Source organism: Microcoleus sp. B4-C2, assembly GCF_036705265.1.
GTDB lineage: Bacteria > Cyanobacteriota > Cyanobacteriia > Cyanobacteriales > Microcoleaceae > Microcoleus.
In genome coordinates, this window is sequence record NZ_JAUBUB010000008.1 from 42,411 (window position 1) to 61,970 (window position 19,560).

Consider the following 19,560-nt stretch of genomic DNA (forward strand, 5'->3'; position numbering starts at 1 on the left):
TATAGTGTTTTACTCATGAATTTAGCTGATATTCTCAAAGACTCAAATTACAAGCTGTCGCAATTTACGGCGGCTGAAATTAAGCAGTTAGAAAAGACGATTACCCTCAAGGCAACCAAGAGCGGCGAAGTCCCCTATACGAATTGTCTGGTGCGCCAGAAGGCAATTAAGCTCACGCCAGAGGAAGCGATCCGGCAGCTATATTTACGGATTTTGACCGATCGCTTGCATTATCCCATCAGTCGCATTCAGGTGGAGTATGGGGTGAACTTTGGGCGGGAGGTGAAACGGGCAGACATTGTGGTAATGGACAAAGACCGTCCTAACACGGTGTATATGCTGGTGGAGCTAAAGAAGCCGAAGCTGAAGGATGGGAAAGACCAGCTTCGCTCTTACTGTAATGCTACAGGTGCGCCGATCGCTGTCTGGACAAATGGCGATCAGATATCTTACTACCAGCGCAAAGACCCCAACTATTTTGAAGATATTCCTGGTTTGCCCAATGCCAACCAAACCTTGGCAGATATTCTCCAGATCAAGTTTACCCTGGAAGACCTGATTGCCAATGACAAGTTGGTGAAGGAGAATAAATCCCTCAAAACTTTGATTGAAGAAATGGAAGATGAGGTGCTGGCAAATGCCGGGGTCGATGTGTTTGAGGAACTGTTTAAGCTGATTTTTACCAAGCTCTATGACGAGTGGTATTCCGGGCAGGGCAACCGTCGCAAGACTCGCTCTCTGGAGTTTCGCAATACGGGACAAACGGAAGCTGCCCTCAAGAGCAAGATTCAAGATTTGTTTGATGGGGCGAAGAAAAAGTGGGAGGGGGTGTTTAGCGAGGATTCCAAGATTAGCCTAACGCCGTCGCACCTGTCGGTGTGTGTGTCGTCCTTGGAAAATGTAAAACTGTTTAACTCTAACTTAGATGTGATCGATGAAGCCTTTGAATATTTGATCAACCAAAGTAGCAAGGGCGATAAGGGGCAATATTTTACGCCACGCTATGTGATTGATATGTGTGTGAAGATGCTCAATCCGCAAGAGGATGAGTACATGATCGATACGGCGGCAGGGTCATCGGGGTTTCCGGTGCATACGATTTTTCATGTGTGGCGGCAGATTTTGGCGGATGAGGGATTGCAGGCGAGTCATTTGTTTTCGTTGGAAGATAAGCCACCCCGTTGTAGTGAATATGTGGAAGAAAAGGTGTTTGCGATCGACTTTGATGAGAAGGCCGTGCGGGTGGCGCGGACGCTGAACTTGATTGCGGGAGATGGACAGACGAATGTGTTGCACCTGAACACGCTGGACTATGAGCTATGGGATGAAATTACCAGTCAAGACGAGTGGGATGATGTTTACAATGCCGGATTCAAACGATTGAAACGGCGACGACCCAAAGGCAGTAAGGACTATCGAGAGTTTCAGTTTGATGTGTTGATGGCAAATCCGCCGTTTGCCGGAGACATCAAGGAACCGCGCATGATTTCCCGCTATGACCTGGCAAAAAAGCCGGATGGTAAGTGGCAAACCAAGGTAGGGCGCGATATTTTGTTTATTGAGCGCAACTTGGACTTTTTGAAACCGGGGGGTAGAATGGCGATCGTGCTTCCTCAAGGGCGCTTCAACAATTCATCCGATAAAAATATTCGAGATTTCATTGCCGAACGCTGCCGGATTTTGGCGGTGGTAGGGCTGCATGGCAATACGTTTAAGCCGCACACTGGTACAAAGACTTCGGTGCTGTTTGTGCAGAAGTGGAATGATGACCCGAAGGTGGGCGCACTCTGCCCTCGACAGGATGACTACAACATCTTTTTTGCGACGATGCGGAAATCGGGGAAGGATAATTCTGGGGATAAAATCTGGCGCAAAATTTCATCGTCTAGTTCAGCGCCTGATGATGAACTCAGCGAATTGATGCCGCCTTCTCCGATGCAGCGAGTGGTGGGGGTGGAGGGCGATTTTTTGCAAGATGTTCACGGTCATTTAGTGGTGGATCATGATTTGTATAACCACGAAGGACGGACGGAAGACGGCATTGCGGAAGCGTTTATTGAGTTTGCCAAAAAGGAGAAGCTCAGTTTTTTTGAATCTAGCCCATCTGTTACGCCGTTTGATGCTGCAAGGTATCAACGGTTAATGGATGGGCTTGAAGCAGCAGTTATTAAGTTCAGTGAGTTAGAGCGAACCCACCGAATTGATTCTGAGTTTTTCAAGAGAGAGCATCTTGAAGTTGCATCACAATTGAAAGCAAAGAATTTGAAGCCAATCACAGACTTAGTGAAAGTTTTTGACGGAAACCATATGAAGATCAGCGAAAGCTTTACTGATTCGGGAGTTCCATATTACCGAGGTCAAGATATTCACTATTTCTTCATTGAACAATCATCGCCTATCTACATTGACGAAAAAACGTATAATCTTCCATACATGAAAAGGTCGCACCTTAAAAAGGGAGACGTTCTTCTTTCGATTGTAGGAACGATAGGAGGGGTTGCACTGGTAAGCACAACGCAATCGGCTACATGTAATTGTAAACTCGCTATTTTACGACCTAAAAAAGTCAAGCCTGAATATTTTGCTAGTTATTTAAACTCTAAGTTTGGACAGGATCAAGTAAATAGGTTTACTCGTGGGGCAGTTCAAAAGGGATTGATCCTGGAAGATATGGATCAGCTAGTTATCCCTGAATTCTCTAATTCATTTGAGGATTCTGTCTCGAAAGTTGTTCTATTTGGTAAACAATGCCTGAGACGGTCTGAGCTTGAATATCAACAAGCTGAGGATTTGCTGTTGTCGGAGCTTGGCTTGAAGGACTGGCAACCCACAGAAGAAACCATTGCCGTCAAGACTTTTGCTGAGTCGTTCCTGTCCTCCGATCGCCTCGACGCTGAGTATTACCAGCCAAAACAGCAAAAAGTAATGGCAATCATGCGTCAGTCTGGTCTTTGCATTGGGGATGTTGTCTCACTAGCAAAGCGCAAGTTTCAGCCCGAAAAACAAGGCACATTTAACTATATCGAAATTGGCAATCTCAGCGGAGAAGGCTTTGCTAATAGTGAAGTGGTGGCGATGGAAGAAGCCCCTAGTCGAGCGCAATGGTTTGTCAAAACTAACGATGTAATTACGTCCACAGTTCGCCCTATCCGCAGACTTTCAGCCTTAATTGAATCCGAGCAAAATAACTACATTTGCTCGTCTGGTTTTGCTGTTCTCAAACCAACAAAAATTGAGCCAGAAGTTTTATTGATCTATTTGCGATCGCCCATTGTGTGTGAAATCCTGGATCTTCATACTACGGCCAGTATGTATCCGTCAATTTCAACTGAGGATCTGTTGAATATTCCGATTACTCTACCGAAAGAATCTACTCGTCAGAAAATCACAGAAAAGGTCAGGGAGTCTCGCCAAGCACGGGAGCAATCTAAACAACTGCTGGAAATTGCTAAAACAGGGGTAGAACAAGCGATCGAAACCAATGAAGCGACGGCAATTATATGGATGAATCAGCAACTTGAAGCCTTGGGGGTAAAACTGACATGACCACGATTGATGAACGGGATTGTTCTAGTGGCGATCGCTGGCGCGATCGCATTTACCAATGAAAACAGACACCATTTTCTACAGCCTGTTTCAAGAATTTCCCAGCTTCTTCTTTGAACTGATCGATCGTTCTCCAGACGAAGCCACCGCCTATGAATTCACCTCCCGCGAAATCAAACAACTCGCATTCCGCATCGATGGCTTATTTCTCCCCAAAACCGAAGAACCTGAAAAACCATTTTACTTAGCTGAAGTTCAGTTTCAACCCGATGCCGACTTGTACTACCGCATCTTTGGCGAACTCTTTCTCTATCTGCGACAATACAAACCACTCAATCCTTGGCGCGTGGTTGTCATCTATCCCAATCGCCGCATCGAACACGAACAGATGCTGCAATTTCAGGAACTCTTAACCAGTCAGCGCGTCCAACGGATTTACCTCGATGAATTGCCAGAAGCCGCAGATCGATCGCTGGGAGTCAAAGTTGTTAAACTGGTAATCGAGCCAGCAGAGACAGCAGCAGAACAAGCACGGCAGTCGATCGCAATGGCCCGACAACAGATATCCGATCCTACCGTTCAACGCGATTTAATTAACCTCATCGAAACAATTATCGTCTACAAACTCCCCCAGAAAAGCCGCGAGGAAATTGCCGCCATGTTGAATTTAAGCGAACTCAGACAAACTCGATTTTACCAGGAAGTCAAGCAAGAAGGCTTAGAAGAAGGACTCGAACAAGGTAAGCAGGAAGGTGAGCTGCATGCGAAGTTAGAAGCCATTCGTCGGATGATAGCGTTTGGAATGAATTTAGAGACGATCGCGCAATTATTAGATTTGTCTCTCGAATTTGTTCGCCAAAAAATTAACAAAATTCAACGGGAATCGATGTCACTCCCTGAACAAAATATCGACTCATTTATCGAACTATTAACTCAGCAGCGATCGCTCTTCGGGGCCGAACAATTAACCGAACTAGCCCAGCTAATTGAACCCTTATCCGATGAGAGCGATGTCCTTTCAGAAGCGATTTCATCCTGGGCTGAACATTACCCTTCAATTCAGGAAGCTCAAGCCAAACTGCTCGAACCACTACCGCCGATCGCTAAGGCATCAGAAAAAGCAGCAGTAACCCCAGAAAGTAGCAAATCTCAACTCCGCGATCGCCTCAATAAACAAGCTCTCAAAAATGCCATTTTATTGTAGCGCGATCGGCCATATTTCTACTGGCAAATAAACAGAGGCAGATATTGCTGTCTTGCATCAGGTGTTGAATGGAAGCGATCGCCAAATTGCCACTAAAAAACAAAATAGTCTGAGCCCCGACTTATTGAATAAGTCGGGGCTCAGACAGTGAAAAAGTTGAGATTACTTTCTAGTTTAGTTTGCAGGAGCGAGGGAAACTAACAGAGTGATGTTGTCAACGCCGATGACATAAACCGTGTCTCCCGGTGTGAGGGTGATTTGGCGATCGCACCGTGCGGGCCACCAGCTACCTTGGAAGCGGACGCGACCTGTTTGATTCGGGTAAATCGATTCATCAACGACTGCTTCTTCGTTGAAGTAGTTAAAATTGGTGTTGATGTAGTTATCCATTAAAAGATTGTTTTCTGTGCTGTAGGTGTGAGTAGAAAAAATAGAACCGAAAGCTTTTACTACGTTAAACATTTTGTTGACTCCTTTTGTGTTAATATATATCGAAGTTTAATCGCCGATTTTGTGTTCTTTGAAAACTAGCATTTCCTGGTTAAAATTGATTACCAGGTTGTTCATGCTCTGATTTAGTCTGCGGGAGCAAGGGAAACTAACAGAGTGATGTTGTCAACGCCGATGACATAAACGGTGTCTCCCGGTGTGAGGGTGATTTGGCGATCGCACCGTGCGGGCCACCAGCTACCTTGAAAGCGGACGCGACCTGTTTGATTCGGGTAAATAGATTCATCAACTACTGCTTCTTCGTTGAAGTAGTTAAAATTGGTGTTGATGTAATTTTTGATGAGCATATTGTTAGCTGTGCTGTATCCTTGGGTAGAGAAAATCGAGCCGAAAGCTTTTACTACGTTGAACATGATATTTACTCCTGTTGTGTTAAAATATATGGGGATGTGTAATTGTCGGTTTATGCTATTTGAGAGGCTGCATTTCCTCGGTTAAGATTGATTGATTGCCTTGATATTTCATTGTTCTTGCCTTCCGTGGTTTTATCAGGATAAAAGGCAAAGAAATTTTGAAATGTTGAGGGGATTTGAGAAGCGGTTGCGGGGAGTCTAAATCCAGTAATTCCGAGGTATTGAATTAAGGATTTAGTGGTTGAGCAGTTGGTGGGATTTACCTTAAGGGTAGATGTTGTTAGCTACATTAGAGATTGGCTGATTCCGCATTACTGCTGCTGTGAAAATGTTTTATTTTTGGGTTTTATGTTTTGATTGGGTTGTGACTCACTTGCTTTACACTTACTAATTTGCCAGGAGTCCAATATCTTTGGTGCGATCGCCAGTCCACTTTCCGAGTCTGGTACTGGCACATGACACTCCTAAACCCGCAAACAACCATTTTATAAAGGTTTTTGCCTAAATATCACGCTTGTAGCTGTGCCAATTTAGCCAACTGGACTACCGCAAACAGTGAATTATGAACTTACGCAATCTCGATCGCCCAATCAGGAATATCCATAAATATCTAGTCCGTAACTGACGCACCAAACCTCTAAAAACCCGGTTTCTGACAGCCAGTGCGCCATTAGGGGCCCGTAAGCGGATCAATGATATAAGCAAGTAAACTTGGCAACTCACCCACCCTCCCCATGCGATATTGAGGTGTACCTACCTATTTAGGCATAGACAATAGGCGATCGAGACTGACGCAGATATCAGGAGGCGGTAGGAGTTTTTGATCGATGCAGGTCGATCGCACCCTGTTATCCAATTATTGAACAGGTCGAACTTAAAATCCATTCATAAATTCAGAATCTTAAATTCATAAAAGTCATAATTATAGACAACCTGCTTGATACTGCATAATTGTTACAGGAATTTTGAATAAAGTTTTAGCTAATTGAGACAAACCGAACTTGAATTTAAGCGACTGCGGCAATTCTTGTACGGAAACTTCTACGAAGCCAAAGCGAGTATAAAATGATGCGAGTCGCTTTCCCAAACATTCTAAATATAGCGGTTCTGTAGCTTGTTGAATTAAATATTTTGTGAGGTAGCTTCCCAAACCTCGATCGCGCCAATCTTTCGCCACCACCAAACTGCCCAATTCTTGCGCCCCCGCAAATTTCCGCAACTGTCCGCAAGCTGCCAATTTTCCCTCGCATTCTATCACCCAGAATTGCTCCCAGCGCAACTGAGTTGGATCGAGTTTGGCGCTCCAAACTAAGATTCTAATTGACCTCATATCTTGCTCTGAGGCCGGGCGGAGGACGCATCCTGACTGCAACTCCAAAGAATTTTCATTCATTGTGATTTTTGTTTGCTGTCTCGTTTAGTTTGAGTTCTCAACAGCCTTATTATGTATTTAAGTAGAAGATGTGTTACTCGAAATTATACCAGCTAGCCGCTTCAAAATGCGAAAGACTTCGTAAAGTTCGTTTCCTGGACTCCCAATATCGAAAAGTTTAGACACGGCATACTCCGGTATGTCTCCTTTGGTCACTTTGATAAATCGAAAACTGCTACCATTTGTCAGAAGCCCAAATGTTACTGGTTCTGGACTGGGGTCATTCAGCATATAAAATAGTAACTGAGGAAGTCCAGCTTCAACGGAATATTGTGCTCGCTTCGCTTCGATAGCAACCACCCAAAAAGATTCAATTAAAAGCAGAACATCAATACTTCCTCTGACAAGTATACCTTCATCCACGGTGACAATTTCCACCGATTTTTCTGCTTCTATATGAAATGGATTCAGGTATAAATCTGCTAAAAAGAGCAATGGAGCAAGTACCACCATTTTTACGGTATCTTCTATCATGGAGTGGTCGGCACTGTTAGTATAGCCAGCCTTTACTTTGTCTAGATATCGCTTTTCTTCATCAGTAATTTCTGGTAAATCGTCAATCCACTCCCGGAAGAATTGCTCGTCTTCACAAAGTTGGAAGTTAAATTTTGTTTTGACATCGTGCAGGGTCAGTGTTTTTGCTTGAATGCTTGGTGTCATAGTTTTATCTAGTTATTTATTAGTTGGTATGTATTCTAGCATATCAACTGTCGATCGCCTCCCACAAAACCTCCGCGCCCAACCTTACCGGATCGGTACAAGGCAATCCCGTTTCGGCTTCAACTTCAGCTATTGCTAACAGCGCATCTGCCTCATTTAAGTGATGAGTGTTGAGGGCGATCGCCCTCACTTTTCCCCCTGTAAAAGCACCCGCAGCAGCGGCTACCATTTCGTACAATTCCACCACTTTTGATAACCTGGGAATCGATACGTGCGGGTGATTGCGAATGCTAGTTTGTCCGGCTCTGTGCGCTAAAATTAAGTGAGTTGGCTGCGAACCCCGCAACAGCGGCAGAGTCGCCGTCGAACCCGGATGCAATAGCGAACCTTGCCCTTCTACGTGCAGAATATCGCATTCAGAACCCAATTTTATCGCCATTTGTTCGACAGCACCAGCGGCGAAATCAACTCGCACTGCATCCAAAGGAATGCCTTCATTTCCAATCATTAAACCAGTTTGTCCGGTTGCCAAAAATTTGGAACGCAAACCTCGCCGCAAGCAAGTGCGATTAAGTTCCAGACTGGTTGACATTTTGCCGACGCTCATATCTGTGCCGACAGTTAACACGCGGCGGCAGCTTAATTTAGCAGCGGCGGCAGAGGCGATCGCACCGACAGATTTCGGTTCCTGACGCACGTCCCAAATCCATTGATTTTCGGTTAACGGAACTGTTATCAAAGGTGCAAGTTTCGCGTGCAAACCGTTGACAACTGACAAACCTGCTGCTACCGCTTGATTAATTTCTGGCAGCCATTCCGCAGGCAAAACACCGCCGGAAGTAGCGATACCAATTAGCAGAATATCCGGCGCAAATTGCAGTGCTTCTGCAACGGAAGCAACTATCGGTACTTGTTGAGGAATGCCCGTTAATTCAGGTAAAGATTGTCCGGCACATTGGCGGTCTATTACTGCTACAATTTGTGCTTCGCTGTAGCGCAAAAATGCTAAACCTGTTTTGCCGGAAGAACCGATAATTCCCTCGTGCAGCAGGATAGCAACTTTGCCATTTTTGATCGAATAATTTTTAGTCATTGGTTCACTTTTGAGACGGGCGATTTTAGATTTTAGCTTCAATCTAAAATCTAAAATCTAAAATCTAAAATCGATTGGGTGTTAGCTGTGATTTGGGTTCATGGTAAGATCATTCGGATCTTCTCCCAATTCTCGCAATCTGGCCTCTAGTCGCGAGGCTCGCTGGCGTTCCTGTTCCGCTTGTTGTTGAGCGGCTTCGGCTTGTTGTTGAGCGGCTTCGGCTTGTTGTTGAGCGGCTTCCTCCGGCAACAAAACTAAATTGCCAGATTCATCGAAAAAACGCACCCAAGTCGCTGTTTCTCGATCGACAATTCCTTCCCAAGTTCCCAACCAAAAACCTAACGTTTCGCACCACAACCAACCCTGTTCGTTGGGCACTAACGGCTGATAGCGCAGGTGGGCATCTAAACGCCATCCTTGCAAAGAATTCGGCTCGAAAGGATCGAAAACAAAGTAATCAGGAGTTCTAAAAACCTGCTCGTAAATATCCTTTTTTTTGCCGGTATCCTGATTTGCCGTTGACGGCGACAGCAGTTCCACAATGACATCCGGGTAACGTCCGTTTTCTTCCCAAACTACCCAGCCTTGTCGGGAAGTATTGCTGTCAACACCCAACACAGCGAAAAAATCCGGGCCTCGGAAATCCTGATTGCGAATCTGTTTAGCGCTGTAATAAATAAACATATTGCCACCGACAAAAAAATCGTTCCGGTTAGCTAAACCTTGTTCTACGGAACGGATTAAAACGGTCATTGCTATACGGTGGCGGTTGCTTTCCATTTCTGCACCATCATCAAAAATTAAATCAGTCGGTGGTTTATGTTCTTCAAAAAAAAGCTTGGCTTCTCTATCAATTTGCTCTCCTATTGATTCCACTGGCATCATACTATCTCCAGATGTGTTTTGAGCGATACTTCTATTCTACAATCTCAACTCGCTGCACTCCCAATCCCGATCGCCCGTTTGGCAACAAACACCCATTTTCGACGATCGCACCGGTGAAAGGATCGTCTAATAAATTTAAGTGACTGTCCAAATCCAAATAGTCAGCTAGCGGTGAAAGTTGTGCGGCTGCTGTATTTGCGATCGCGCTATCTGAATAGCAGCCGAACATTACTTGCAAATTGCAGGCTTTGGCTGTGTGAATCATCCGCATTGCTTCAGTCAATCCGCCTGACTTCATCATTTTGATATTGATGCCGTGAACGCAGTGCGCTAGCTTGGGTATATCGGAACTATTAAAGCAACTTTCATCAGCAAAAATTGGCAGGGGCGATTGACGGTACAGTTCTGAGAATTCCTCCATATCTGCGACAGGTGAAAGCGGCTGTTCGACATAATTTATCTGGTATTTTTCCAGCCAACGACACATTTCGATCGCACTGGTCAAACTCCAACCGCCGTTAGCATCTACACTGATTTGAATGTTAGCTGGTGCTTCCTCTAGCACTGCTATTAACATAGCTTTGTCGGCTTCGATTCCTGCGGGATTTCCTAATTTAATCTTAACGGCGCGGTATTTGATGCTTCCTGGATCTGTCGCATCTTTCCCAAACCAATCGCGCACTCTTTCTCTGGCACCAGAGGGCGAATTAATGCCGATCGTGACCGAGGTGGGGACGATGCGCGATCGATCTAATCCCCACATTTTCCACAGCGGCAAGCCTGCTTTTTTGCCCAGCCAGTCGTGCATTGCCATGTCGATGCCGGCGCGGGCGGCTGAGGGTAAGTTGACCTCTGTTAATACTTGTTCGATTTTTTGGCGATCGAACGGAGTAAACTTTTCTAGCAGCGGTGCAACTTCCTGCAATGCGGCTAGCAGAATTTCCGTAGTTTGGGGCCGAGAACCTGTGGAAAAAGGCGATGCTTCTCCCCAACCTTCGATGCCTTCGTGTGCTAATTTTACCCATAAATTCGTACTTTGGGCTGTTGTACCGCGGCTGATGGTAAGGGCAAACCGCTTGCGGACAGTGAAAGTTTCAATTTGAACGTGCATTGTCAGTGATTGGTAATTTTTTGTAGATAAAAATCCGAGGGGACGGATTGCGCCGCTATTGCCATTTTTTACTTTTTACTTTATAGTTTGATTTTGCTTGTTCTAGTTTATCAAAAATTTGATGAAATTCATTATTTCTGTTTCGCCGAAGAGAGTTGCTTTCTCTCTCAGCATTTGGGTGCTCTTCTTTGCTGTTGCTGGTTGCATCGTACAAGTTCTGCGGTACGGTTTTAACTATCAAGAACGCTGGATCAATTTATTTAATTTAGACAGAGAGATAAATTATCCTTCGTGGTACTCGTCATTTACTTTGCTGTTTTGCGCGATTTTGCTAGGTATTATTGCTAGTGCTAAGAAGAAGGAGAGCGATCGCTATTTTGGGCACTGGAAAGCGCTGGCGTTCATCTTTGTATTTTTTTCTTTAGATGAAATCTTGAGTTTGCACGAAATATTAATTATTAACGACTTGCGAAAAGCACTGGATTTAGGGGGAATTTTTTACTTCATTTGGGTAATTCCGGGGGCGATTTTTGTTGCGGTTACTGCGCTGGCTTATCTCCAGTTTCTCCGGCACCTACCCCGAAAAACAAGGGATTTATTTTTACTGGCAGGCAGTATATATGTCGGTGGAGCACTTGGCATGGAAATGGTTTGTGGCTATTATGCAGATGCGGTTGGCCAGCGAAACTTGATATACGGTTTGTTGGCTTCTGTTGAGGAAATTTTGGAAATGGTAGGGGTGATAGTATTTATCTATGCCCTGCTGTCTTACATCGGTTCCTATCTTGAAACTATTGATTTGCGGTTGAAGATAGTGGATAATCCACAGAGGTAAAACTGACTATAAACCAAGATTATTAACGAAATTGAAATCGCAGACTTTATGGCTATCTACTTCTACACCACTGCCAGCGAATACGGCTGTTTTTCTAATTTTTCCAGTCATGGATTCGAGTTAGACGGAGAATATTGGCCAACTACCGAGCATTATTTTCAAGCACAAAAGTTTCCCAAAACGGCTCATTGCGACCAAATTCGCCAAGCAAAAACGCCGAAAGATGCCGCAAAAATGGGGCGCGATCGCTCTCGTCCCCTCCGCAAAGATTGGGAAAAAGTAAAAGATAATATCATGCGAAAAGCCGTACTCCGAAAATTTGAAACTCATGCCGAAATTAGAGAAATTTTACTCGCTACAGCGGATGAGGAAATAGTCGAAAATTCCCCTGTTGATTACTATTGGGGTTGCGGTAAAGATGGCAGCGGCAAAAATATGTTGGGCCAGATTTTAATGGAAGTAAGGGAAATATTGCGAAAACGCACGTCAGAGTAAAACAGAACTTAAATTTTCTAAACTAAAGCAGGACTTATTTAATCCTAAGTCCTGCAATGCTCGTCAGCGAGCATTTCCTCAATTTTCTTAAACACTGAACTCAAAAATCGGTCTGAGCAACTGTCAAAACCTGTGTCAATCTCGTCGGGCTGTTCTAGTAGAGGGTTTAGCCTCTCCTCAGAGACTGCGAAGCAGGGGAAACGGTAAAAACCCTGCACCACTTTTTTTGTTTTAACAACTACTCTCAACCGGAATTAACTTTTATGGTCGCAAGTACAGCATTGTTAGCCCGTCGCCTCCCGGACACCGTTCCCCTAAGGTTGGCGATTCACAGGTAAAACAGCAAAACACCTGTTCTGGTTAAACTTTGTTTTTTATTGATGCTGTATCTTTACTATTGTGTACGATTTGTGGAAAGTGTCAGCACTCGTTCAGAATTCTTTACATTTGTGATTTATTTGGATACAATCGCGCCACTCTGTCGCAGTTGCTGTTGAATTCTATTAAATTCTTTCTGTTCTGCGCTTAGCAAACTATTGTCGATCGGCGATCGCATATCCCACTGCAATTCGGACAATAACAACAAACAGCCGGCCATAATTATGCCTGTGGTTAGATATTGCCAAGGTGCAACAAAAGTTAATAGAGGGATGCTAAATAAATGAGTTAGTCCAATCAGGAGAAAAGTGCGCGATCGCAAACCGAGTCCCGTCAACAAATAGCCGATCGCGCTCAATCCCAACCACAAATCGCAAAGGTGCAGTAACAAACCTCCCCAACCGGCAAAAATACTGCAATCGGTCAGAACCAAACCAGTTATCATCAAAATCGCCCAAGAGTAAAGAATCCAGCTAACACGCTCGACTCTTACCCAAAACAAAGTTAAAACGGCCATTACTGCAGTGCCAATTAGAGTCAAAGTTGACCACAGAATCGCCTGAAAGCTCCAACTGATGGGGAAAAACTGAGCCGTAAAAAAAATCCCCCCTGTCACCAAACCCCAAAGCAGAAAAGTTTGGTCGATGCGGGTATAAAATCCTGAGAAAAGAGTAATATTTCCAATTTGCCAGCGGAGTTGCAACAGGCCTTCGATGTCTTGTACGTCGAGATGTTCCTGTTTGCAGCGGATTAGGGGTTCGGAGGCGTTGAAAAAGGTCATCCAGTGTTGGGGAAAGTATGAAGTTTTGTGTATTGTAACAAGTCTTAAGGAATATTTTTTATATTTTTTTCTTGTTCCCCGGCTCTGCCTGGGGACGCAGATTTGGAGGCTCTGCTTGCTGTTTTCCTCAGCAACCGAAGAGGCAGAAGGCTGCGTTAAGCTTTGGACTAACGCAGCCTTGAGATTTGAGTTCAAGCAAGTCTCCAATTCTTATCTTTTGGAGAATAAATGAAGGCAACATTCACAAGAATTGAGCCATCTTTTTTCCCTGTAGAGTAAACTTGCCACGTACCTGTGGGAACCTGCCGCAGATACGGTTTATTTTTCCTTAGCCGATCGTAGATTGAGCTTCTTGAGCATTGTACTAATTCGGTGGCACGTTCAACTGTGCAGCCCATTTCCACCGAAACTGCGATCGGCTGGGTGAACAGATTGAGCTGTTCGCTGTTATAATTAGTCATGAGAAATCCTCGGTCTATATAGACCATAAACAACATGAGAGTCCTACTGGTTGCACCCAGTGGCTCCCGAAAACTGATAAGCAATTGAGAGCGTCTCTAGTTACAGCTAGGGGCGCTTGTTTGCTTGTTAAGGGCAGTCTAACACTGCTTTAAAAAATATACAATAGAAATAACGTACATTTATAAAATATATGGTAAATTAAACTTACAAACTTTCAAAACCTTGTACAACAAGCATTTTATCGAAAACGGAGCCACCATAATTTCTCGTTCCCAGTTACTATCTAGGGGGTTGACAGTATGAAAGGTACACTTGTCTCTCGCTTCACGCCCAGTCTGATGAAGCACGAAGATTTAGAGGAGATGTTGGTGCAGCGTCACGATTTGGCAAACGAGCTAGTCGAGTCAATCCGGTTGAGCATCCTCAAGCCAATCAAGCAGCATCACCTATTGATTGGGATGCGAGGTATTGGGAAGACGCACTTAGTCTCGCTAATGTATCACCGCGTTTCCAAAATGGAGGATTTTCAGGAAAAAGTGCTGATTGCTTGGTTGCGGGAGGAAGAGTGGGGCGTCACGTCGTTTCTCGATTTGCTCCTGCGAATTTTGCGATCACTCCAATCAGAATATCCGGCTGAATACAAGGCTGAATTGTTTGATCGGGTAGAATCGCTTTACGGTGAATCGCCCGATAGCGCTCAACAGATAGCAGCAGAATTGCTGAAAGATTTTGCGGGCGATCGCACTCTCCTTTTACTTGTAGAAAATCTGGATGACTTGTTTGAAGGGTTGGGCGACAGCGGGCAGCAACAATTCCGAGACTATTTAGAAATTTATCCTTTCTGTACGATTTTGGCAACATCTCAGCATTTATTCAAAGGAATAGACAATAAAAAAGCGCCATTCTACGACTTTTTCAAGCGCCACTATTTAGACAAGCTAAATTTAGATCAAGTTGTCGGCTTATTGAAAAACATCGCTAAATTAGAGGACAACAAAGAACTAGAATTATTCATAGAAACGCCAAAGGGACGTTCTCGAATTGAAGCAATCCATCACTTGGCTGGCGGCAACCACCGCGTTTATATGATTTTTGCGGAATTTCTGACTCGCGACTCGCTGGATCGACTTGTGAAACCGTTTTTGCAAACCCTGGATGAATTGACGCCCTACTATCAGGCGCGGATGGCTTGGCTTTCGCCACAGCAAAGAAAGATAGTTGAATTTTTGTGCGATCGGCGCGGGGCTGTCATGGTTAAAGAGATTGCCCAACGCTGTTTTATGACGCATCAGACAGCATCCAGCCAACTTAAACAACTGTCGGGAATGGGTTATGTGACGAGCGAATCGATGGGGCGCGAGTCGTATTATGAACTTCAAGAAGTGCTGATGCGATTTTGCATGGATGTGAAGAAGCATCGGGGCGAGCCGATTAGTTTGATTGTGGATTTTTTGCGGTTGTGGTACACGCAAGAAGAGTTGAAACAACGATTGGATCGCTTGGGAGTAAGATTGATTCCGATCGGGAAAGAGCTAGTTGATAATATATGGGAAAAAACTCAGTTGAAGTATCAGCTAAGTCTGGAAACACTACCGCCTAATGCTGTCGTCGAGCGAGAATATCTGCTGCGTGCGCTTGGGCCAAGGGAAACAGATGATTGTGAAGACTCTCGCGTGGCAGCTTGCGTGCAGGAAATTGAAAATTGCAAAGAGAAGAAAGACTATGTTTCGGCTTTGAATCTAGTAAACAAACTGGTGGCCATTCGCGGTAAGGCACGGGATTGGTTAGAAAAAGGACGTTGCTTGGACAATCTCGAACGCTATGATGAAGCATTAGAATCCTTTGATAGGGCGATAGCACTTGATGACAATGATAAGTTAGCTTGGCGTATACGAGGTGGTTTACTCAACAACCTCAAACGCTACGATGAAGCTTTATCATCTTTTGATCGAGCGATTGCACTAGACGACAATGATAGGTCGGCTTCGGTTTTACGAGCCAATGTGCTTTACCACCTCAAACGCTATGAAGAAGCTTTAGCATCTTTCGATAAGGCGATAGAACTTGGTGCCAATTATCAGTTTGTTTGGGCTTTACGAGGCAATGTGCTTTACGGCCTCAAACGCTATGAAGAAGCTTTAGAATCTTTCAATAAGGCGATCGAACTTGACAACAATTATATGTGGGCTTGGGCTTTACGAGGCATTGTACTCAACAGCCTCGATCGCTACGATGAAGCTTTAGTATCTTTCGATCGGGCGATAGAACTTAATGCCAATTATCAATCTGTTTGGGCTTTACGAAGCTATGTACTCGATAACCTCAAACGCTATGACGAAGCTTTAGTATCTTTCGATCGAGCGATCGAACTTGGTGCCAATTATCAGGAGATTTGGGTTGGAGGAGGCAATGTCCTCTACAATCTCAAACGCTATGAAGAAGCTTTAGCATCTTACGATCGGGCGCTCGAACTTGACCCAAACGATAAGTTAGCTTGGTATATGCGAGCCGATGTAGTCAATAATCTCGAACGCTATGAAGAAGCTTTAGTATCTTTCGATCGGGCGCTCGGACTTGATAGTAATTATCCGCAGGATTGGATTAAGCGAGGAAATATACTCAAATACCTCGACCGCTATGAAGAAGCTTTAGAATCTTACGATCTGGCGCTCAAACTTGATGCCAATTATCAAGGGGGTTGGCTTTTACGAGGCGATTTCCTCCACTACCTCAAACATTATGAAAAAGCCTTAGAATCTTACGATAGGGCAATCGAACTTGACGACAACGATTCGTTAACTTGGGCTACGCGAGGCGATATACTAAAAGACCTCAAACGCTATGAAGAAGCTTTAGTATCTTACGACAGGGCGATCAAACTTGACGACAACGATCGCTTAACTTGGGTTTCCCGAGGCGATGTACTCAACAACCTCCAACGTTATGAAGAAGCTTTAGTATCTTTTGATCGCGCCCTCACACTTGGGCCAGATTTATATGCCTTCAACCGCGCTATCCCCATTCTCGGATTGAATCGTTGGGACGAAGGTATCGCCGCCTTAGATGACGCCTTTCAAAGCGTTGAATCTGACGATGAATCTGATGCACACGAGGCCGAATTAATTATCAATAACCTCTTCGCCAACAAGGATGCAGCAATATGGAAACCTCGCATTTCCAGCCTAATTGCAGTTTACGAGAAACACGAATATCTCTCAATATTAGGACAGGGAATTGTGCGAAATATTCCCGCGCTAATGTCAGAAATGGTGAGTGACAAAGCCGCACGCACTTGGTTAGAATTGTGGCAACAACTAACCAGCAACTACAAACAATTCCAAATTCCCATCCGCCTGCTGAATGCGGCAGTCCGCTATAAGGAAACAAAGGGGGACAGACGAGTTTTGCTAGAACTTCCCATAGAAGAACGCAATTTATTAGAACCATTGGTGTCAACAAAACCAGAATAAGTAAAACAGGACTTACGCACTCCGACAAAGAAACCTGGTTTTTTACCTAATCTGCCGATGGCAACGAAGTCTTTTCGTGAAAAACCCGGTTTCTGGGCACCCTGCGTAAGTCCTATAAAATAGGTATAAAATAGAAATTGATGCTACTAGCAATGGAGTCATCCCCATGACCGCAACAATTCCAACTAAAACCTCAGCAGAAATCATCTACCCAGACAGCGACGGAAAACCCATGTCTGACAATACCAAACAGTTCCAATTAATCGTAAAACTTCAAGGCGGGATAGATGCCTTATTCAAAGACAACGAAAATGTCTTTGTAGCAGGTGATTTGCTGTGGTATCCCGTCGAAGGAGATAACAAAACTCGCCAAGCACCTGATACTATGGTAGTCTTTGGCAGACCCAAAGGTGACAGAGGTTCCTACCAACAGTGGCTTGAAGATAATATTGCGCCGCAAGTTGTATTTGAAATCATCTCGCCAGGAAATCGAATGACAGCAATGTATAAGCTGTTTAAGTTCTACGAGAATTATGGAGTCGAAGAATATTATGTCTACGATCCAGAGGATAATGAGTTAATGGGTTGGGTGCGAAGTGACGGAAAACTCAACTATATTGAAGCAATAGAAGGTTGGGTAAGTCCGCGTTTGGAAATACGTTTTGAAACTGCATCGGGAGACTTGGAAATTTATCAGCCTGACGGACTGAAGTTTTTGTCTTATGTGGAGTTGTCAAGAGAAAAAGAATTAGCACAGCAACAAATGGAATTAACACAGCAACAAATGGAACAAGAACGACAGGAGAAAGAGTTAGTACAGCAAAAAGCCGATCGCCTTTCAGAAAAACTCCGAGAAATGGGCATCAATCCAGAGGACATTTGAGATTATAATAGTCCTCGAATCACGGGCGATCGGAAAATGGGTTTTTCACCAAATCTGCGGGCTGTAACGCGTCTTATCGTAAAAAACCCGGTTTCTAGACCCCCATATCTTAATTATGCAAAATCCCCGCCAAATAGCTTTTCTCGCACTCCGCGAAGTCCACCGCCGAGGTGCATTCGCAGATGCCGCCCTCGATCGCGCTTTCAGCAATTCTCAACTCAACGACCTCGATCGGCGTTTAGTCACAGAATTAGTTTACGGTAGCGTCAGGAGAATGCGATCGATCGACTTCATCATCGACAAACTAGCAACAAAAAAATCCTCCCAACAACCGCCCGAACTCCGCACCATCTTACATTTAGGTTTATATCAACTCGAATATCTCAACCAGATTCCCCCCTCCGCCGCCGTCAACACCACCGTTCAACTAGCAAAAGAAAACGGATTTTCAGGACTCAGCAGTTTTGTCAACGGTTTGTTGCGCCAATACATCCGTTTAACAGATAACGACTTAAACCCATTAACAGTTACTAATTATAAATCAACCGTCGAACGCCTAGGAATTCTGCACAGCTTCCCCGAATGGCTGGTAAAATTGTGGATCGAACAAATAGGCGAAACTGAAACCGAACAACTCTGTGAATGGTTCAACCAATCCCCCACAATTGACCTGAGAATCAATCCCTTAAAAAGCTCGATCGCCCAAATCGAAGCTGCCTTCAAAACCCACAACATCTCAACTAGCAGAATCCCACACTTGCCACAAGCATTAAGACTAAATGGCAGCATCGGCGCAATTCAAAACCTCCCCGGATACAGCGAAGGTTGGTGGACAATCCAAGACAGCAGCGCTCAATTAGTCACCCATTTACTAGGGCCCCAGCCAGGGGAAACTATCATCGACGCCTGCGCCGCGCCGGGAGGAAAAACCACCCACAGCGCCGAATTAATGCAGGATGAAGGCACTATTTATGCCTGCGATAAAACCGCCAGCAGACTCAAAAAACTTAAAGAAAATGCAGACAGACTCCAGATGAAATCGATTAAAATTCATACCGGAGACAGCCGCCATTTTCCAGAGTTTGTTAACCTCGCAGACAGAGTTTTACTAGACGCACCTTGTTCTGGCCTCGGAACCCTCCACCGCCGCGCCGACGCCCGCTGGCGCCACACGCCCGAAAACATTCAACAACAATCTCAACTGCAATCGGAATTGCTAGCAAATGCAGCGAGATTTGTCAAGTCCGGCGGCGTATTAGTTTATGCAACTTGCACAATTCATCCCTTGGAAAATGAAACAGTTATTCGATCGTTCTTAGACAACAATCCTAACTGGCAAATCGAACCGCCAACAATTGATTTACCCGTACAGCCATCACCCGAAGGATGGGTGAAAGTGTGGCCGCACAGACATCACATGGACGGCTTTTTTATGGTGAGGCTAAAGCAAGATTAGATTTGT

16 protein-coding genes are annotated in these 19,560 nt (G+C 44.6%); 7 read left to right on the forward strand and 9 right to left on the reverse strand.

Annotation, left to right across the window (positions count from 1 at the left end):
• Positions 1-15: 15 nt before the first annotated feature.
• Positions 16-3,546 (forward strand): N-6 DNA methylase, encoded by a 3,531-nt coding sequence (locus QUB20_RS04985; RefSeq protein WP_333243667.1) that lies wholly within the window; start codon positions 16-18, stop codon positions 3,544-3,546.
• 58 nt (positions 3,547-3,604) lie between these two features.
• The gene (locus QUB20_RS04990; RefSeq protein ID WP_333243664.1) at positions 3,605-4,750 is read left to right on the forward strand and encodes an Rpn family recombination-promoting nuclease/putative transposase; all 1,146 of its coding nucleotides are present in this window, start codon (positions 3,605-3,607) and stop codon (positions 4,748-4,750) included.
• A 174-nt stretch (positions 4,751-4,924) separates the two neighbouring features.
• Here QUB20_RS04990 and QUB20_RS04995 read toward each other — a convergent pair whose 3' ends face one another.
• The 7 genes from QUB20_RS04995 to QUB20_RS05025 all read right to left on the reverse strand — a co-directional run bounded on the left by QUB20_RS04995 (position 4,925) and on the right by QUB20_RS05025 (position 10,794).
• The gene (locus tag QUB20_RS04995; RefSeq protein WP_333163682.1) at positions 4,925-5,212 is read right to left on the reverse strand and encodes an NfeD family protein; all 288 of its coding nucleotides are present in this window, start codon (positions 5,210-5,212) and stop codon (positions 4,925-4,927) included.
• A gap of 113 nt (positions 5,213-5,325) precedes the next feature.
• Entirely contained in the window at positions 5,326-5,613 is a 288-nt protein-coding gene (locus QUB20_RS05000; RefSeq protein WP_172191372.1) for an NfeD family protein, read from the reverse strand.
• A 922-nt stretch (positions 5,614-6,535) separates the two neighbouring features.
• Entirely contained in the window at positions 6,536-7,006 is a 471-nt protein-coding gene (locus QUB20_RS05005) for a GNAT family N-acetyltransferase (RefSeq protein WP_333243661.1), read from the reverse strand.
• A gap of 57 nt (positions 7,007-7,063) precedes the next feature.
• Positions 7,064-7,705 (reverse strand): type I restriction endonuclease, encoded by a 642-nt coding sequence (locus tag QUB20_RS05010; RefSeq protein WP_333243658.1) that lies wholly within the window; start codon positions 7,703-7,705, stop codon positions 7,064-7,066.
• 43 nt (positions 7,706-7,748) lie between these two features.
• Entirely contained in the window at positions 7,749-8,798 is a 1,050-nt protein-coding gene (locus tag QUB20_RS05015; RefSeq protein ID WP_333243655.1) for a DUF1611 domain-containing protein, read from the reverse strand.
• A gap of 81 nt (positions 8,799-8,879) precedes the next feature.
• Positions 8,880-9,683 carry a Uma2 family endonuclease gene (locus QUB20_RS05020; protein ID WP_445299376.1) on the reverse strand — a complete coding sequence of 268 codons (804 nt, stop codon included), beginning with the start codon at positions 9,681-9,683 and terminating at the stop codon, positions 8,880-8,882.
• A 31-nt stretch (positions 9,684-9,714) separates the two neighbouring features.
• Entirely contained in the window at positions 9,715-10,794 is a 1,080-nt protein-coding gene (locus QUB20_RS05025; RefSeq protein ID WP_333243653.1) for a dipeptide epimerase, read from the reverse strand.
• 121 nt (positions 10,795-10,915) lie between these two features.
• Between QUB20_RS05025 and QUB20_RS05030 the strand changes: the two genes are divergently transcribed.
• Positions 10,916-11,629 (forward strand): hypothetical protein, encoded by a 714-nt coding sequence (locus QUB20_RS05030; protein WP_333243650.1) that lies wholly within the window; start codon positions 10,916-10,918, stop codon positions 11,627-11,629.
• A gap of 48 nt (positions 11,630-11,677) precedes the next feature.
• A complete protein-coding gene (locus QUB20_RS05035; RefSeq protein ID WP_333243646.1) occupies positions 11,678-12,124 on the forward strand; it encodes an NADAR family protein in 447 nt (148 codons plus the stop codon).
• A 454-nt stretch (positions 12,125-12,578) separates the two neighbouring features.
• On the opposite strand, the gene QUB20_RS05040 is transcribed toward QUB20_RS05035, so the two are convergent.
• On the reverse strand, positions 12,579-13,283 hold the full coding sequence (locus QUB20_RS05040; RefSeq protein WP_333243642.1) for a hypothetical protein: 705 nt from the start codon (positions 13,281-13,283) through the stop codon (positions 12,579-12,581).
• Between the two features lie 191 nt (positions 13,284-13,474).
• Positions 13,475-13,744: a hypothetical protein gene (locus tag QUB20_RS05045; protein WP_333243640.1), complete on the reverse strand. Its 270-nt coding sequence runs from the start codon at positions 13,742-13,744 to the stop codon at positions 13,475-13,477.
• A 300-nt stretch (positions 13,745-14,044) separates the two neighbouring features.
• On the opposite strand from QUB20_RS05045, the gene QUB20_RS05050 reads away from it, so the two are divergent.
• From QUB20_RS05050 to QUB20_RS05060, 3 genes are all read left to right on the forward strand, one after another.
• Complete coding sequence (locus tag QUB20_RS05050) at positions 14,045-17,215, forward strand: tetratricopeptide repeat protein (protein ID WP_333243637.1); 3,171 nt, start codon at positions 14,045-14,047, stop codon at positions 17,213-17,215.
• A 166-nt stretch (positions 17,216-17,381) separates the two neighbouring features.
• On the forward strand, positions 17,382-18,098 hold the full coding sequence (locus QUB20_RS05055) for a Uma2 family endonuclease (RefSeq protein WP_333243634.1): 717 nt from the start codon (positions 17,382-17,384) through the stop codon (positions 18,096-18,098).
• 115 nt (positions 18,099-18,213) lie between these two features.
• The gene (locus QUB20_RS05060) at positions 18,214-19,554 is read left to right on the forward strand and encodes a 16S rRNA (cytosine(967)-C(5))-methyltransferase (protein ID WP_333243631.1); all 1,341 of its coding nucleotides are present in this window, start codon (positions 18,214-18,216) and stop codon (positions 19,552-19,554) included.
• Positions 19,555-19,560: the final 6 nt, after the last annotated feature.

What these genes read in the sequence shown, in the direction of transcription:
- QUB20_RS05005 (WP_333243661.1), bottom strand. Translation starts at nt 7,006, where the DNA reads ATGAATGAAAATTCTTTGGAGTTGCAGTCAGGATGCGTCCTCCGCCCG.
- QUB20_RS04985 (WP_333243667.1), top strand. Translation starts at nt 16, where the DNA reads ATGAATTTAGCTGATATTCTCAAAGACTCAAATTACAAGCTGTCGCAA.
- QUB20_RS05025 (WP_333243653.1), bottom strand. Translation starts at nt 10,794, where the DNA reads ATGCACGTTCAAATTGAAACTTTCACTGTCCGCAAGCGGTTTGCCCTT.
- QUB20_RS05010 (WP_333243658.1), bottom strand. Translation starts at nt 7,705, where the DNA reads ATGACACCAAGCATTCAAGCAAAAACACTGACCCTGCACGATGTCAAA.
- QUB20_RS05035 (WP_333243646.1), top strand. Translation starts at nt 11,678, where the DNA reads ATGGCTATCTACTTCTACACCACTGCCAGCGAATACGGCTGTTTTTCT.
- QUB20_RS05040 (WP_333243642.1), bottom strand. Translation starts at nt 13,283, where the DNA reads ATGACCTTTTTCAACGCCTCCGAACCCCTAATCCGCTGCAAACAGGAA.
- QUB20_RS05030 (WP_333243650.1), top strand. Translation starts at nt 10,916, where the DNA reads ATGAAATTCATTATTTCTGTTTCGCCGAAGAGAGTTGCTTTCTCTCTC.
- QUB20_RS05045 (WP_333243640.1), bottom strand. Translation starts at nt 13,744, where the DNA reads ATGACTAATTATAACAGCGAACAGCTCAATCTGTTCACCCAGCCGATC.
- QUB20_RS05055 (WP_333243634.1), top strand. Translation starts at nt 17,382, where the DNA reads ATGACCGCAACAATTCCAACTAAAACCTCAGCAGAAATCATCTACCCA.
- QUB20_RS04995 (WP_333163682.1), bottom strand. Translation starts at nt 5,212, where the DNA reads ATGTTTAACGTAGTAAAAGCTTTCGGTTCTATTTTTTCTACTCACACC.
- QUB20_RS05020 (WP_445299376.1), bottom strand. Translation starts at nt 9,683, where the DNA reads ATGATGCCAGTGGAATCAATAGGAGAGCAAATTGATAGAGAAGCCAAG.
- QUB20_RS05050 (WP_333243637.1), top strand. Translation starts at nt 14,045, where the DNA reads ATGAAAGGTACACTTGTCTCTCGCTTCACGCCCAGTCTGATGAAGCAC.
- QUB20_RS05015 (WP_333243655.1), bottom strand. Translation starts at nt 8,798, where the DNA reads ATGACTAAAAATTATTCGATCAAAAATGGCAAAGTTGCTATCCTGCTG.
- QUB20_RS04990 (WP_333243664.1), top strand. Translation starts at nt 3,605, where the DNA reads ATGAAAACAGACACCATTTTCTACAGCCTGTTTCAAGAATTTCCCAGC.
- QUB20_RS05060 (WP_333243631.1), top strand. Translation starts at nt 18,214, where the DNA reads ATGCAAAATCCCCGCCAAATAGCTTTTCTCGCACTCCGCGAAGTCCAC.
- QUB20_RS05000 (WP_172191372.1), bottom strand. Translation starts at nt 5,613, where the DNA reads ATGTTCAACGTAGTAAAAGCTTTCGGCTCGATTTTCTCTACCCAAGGA.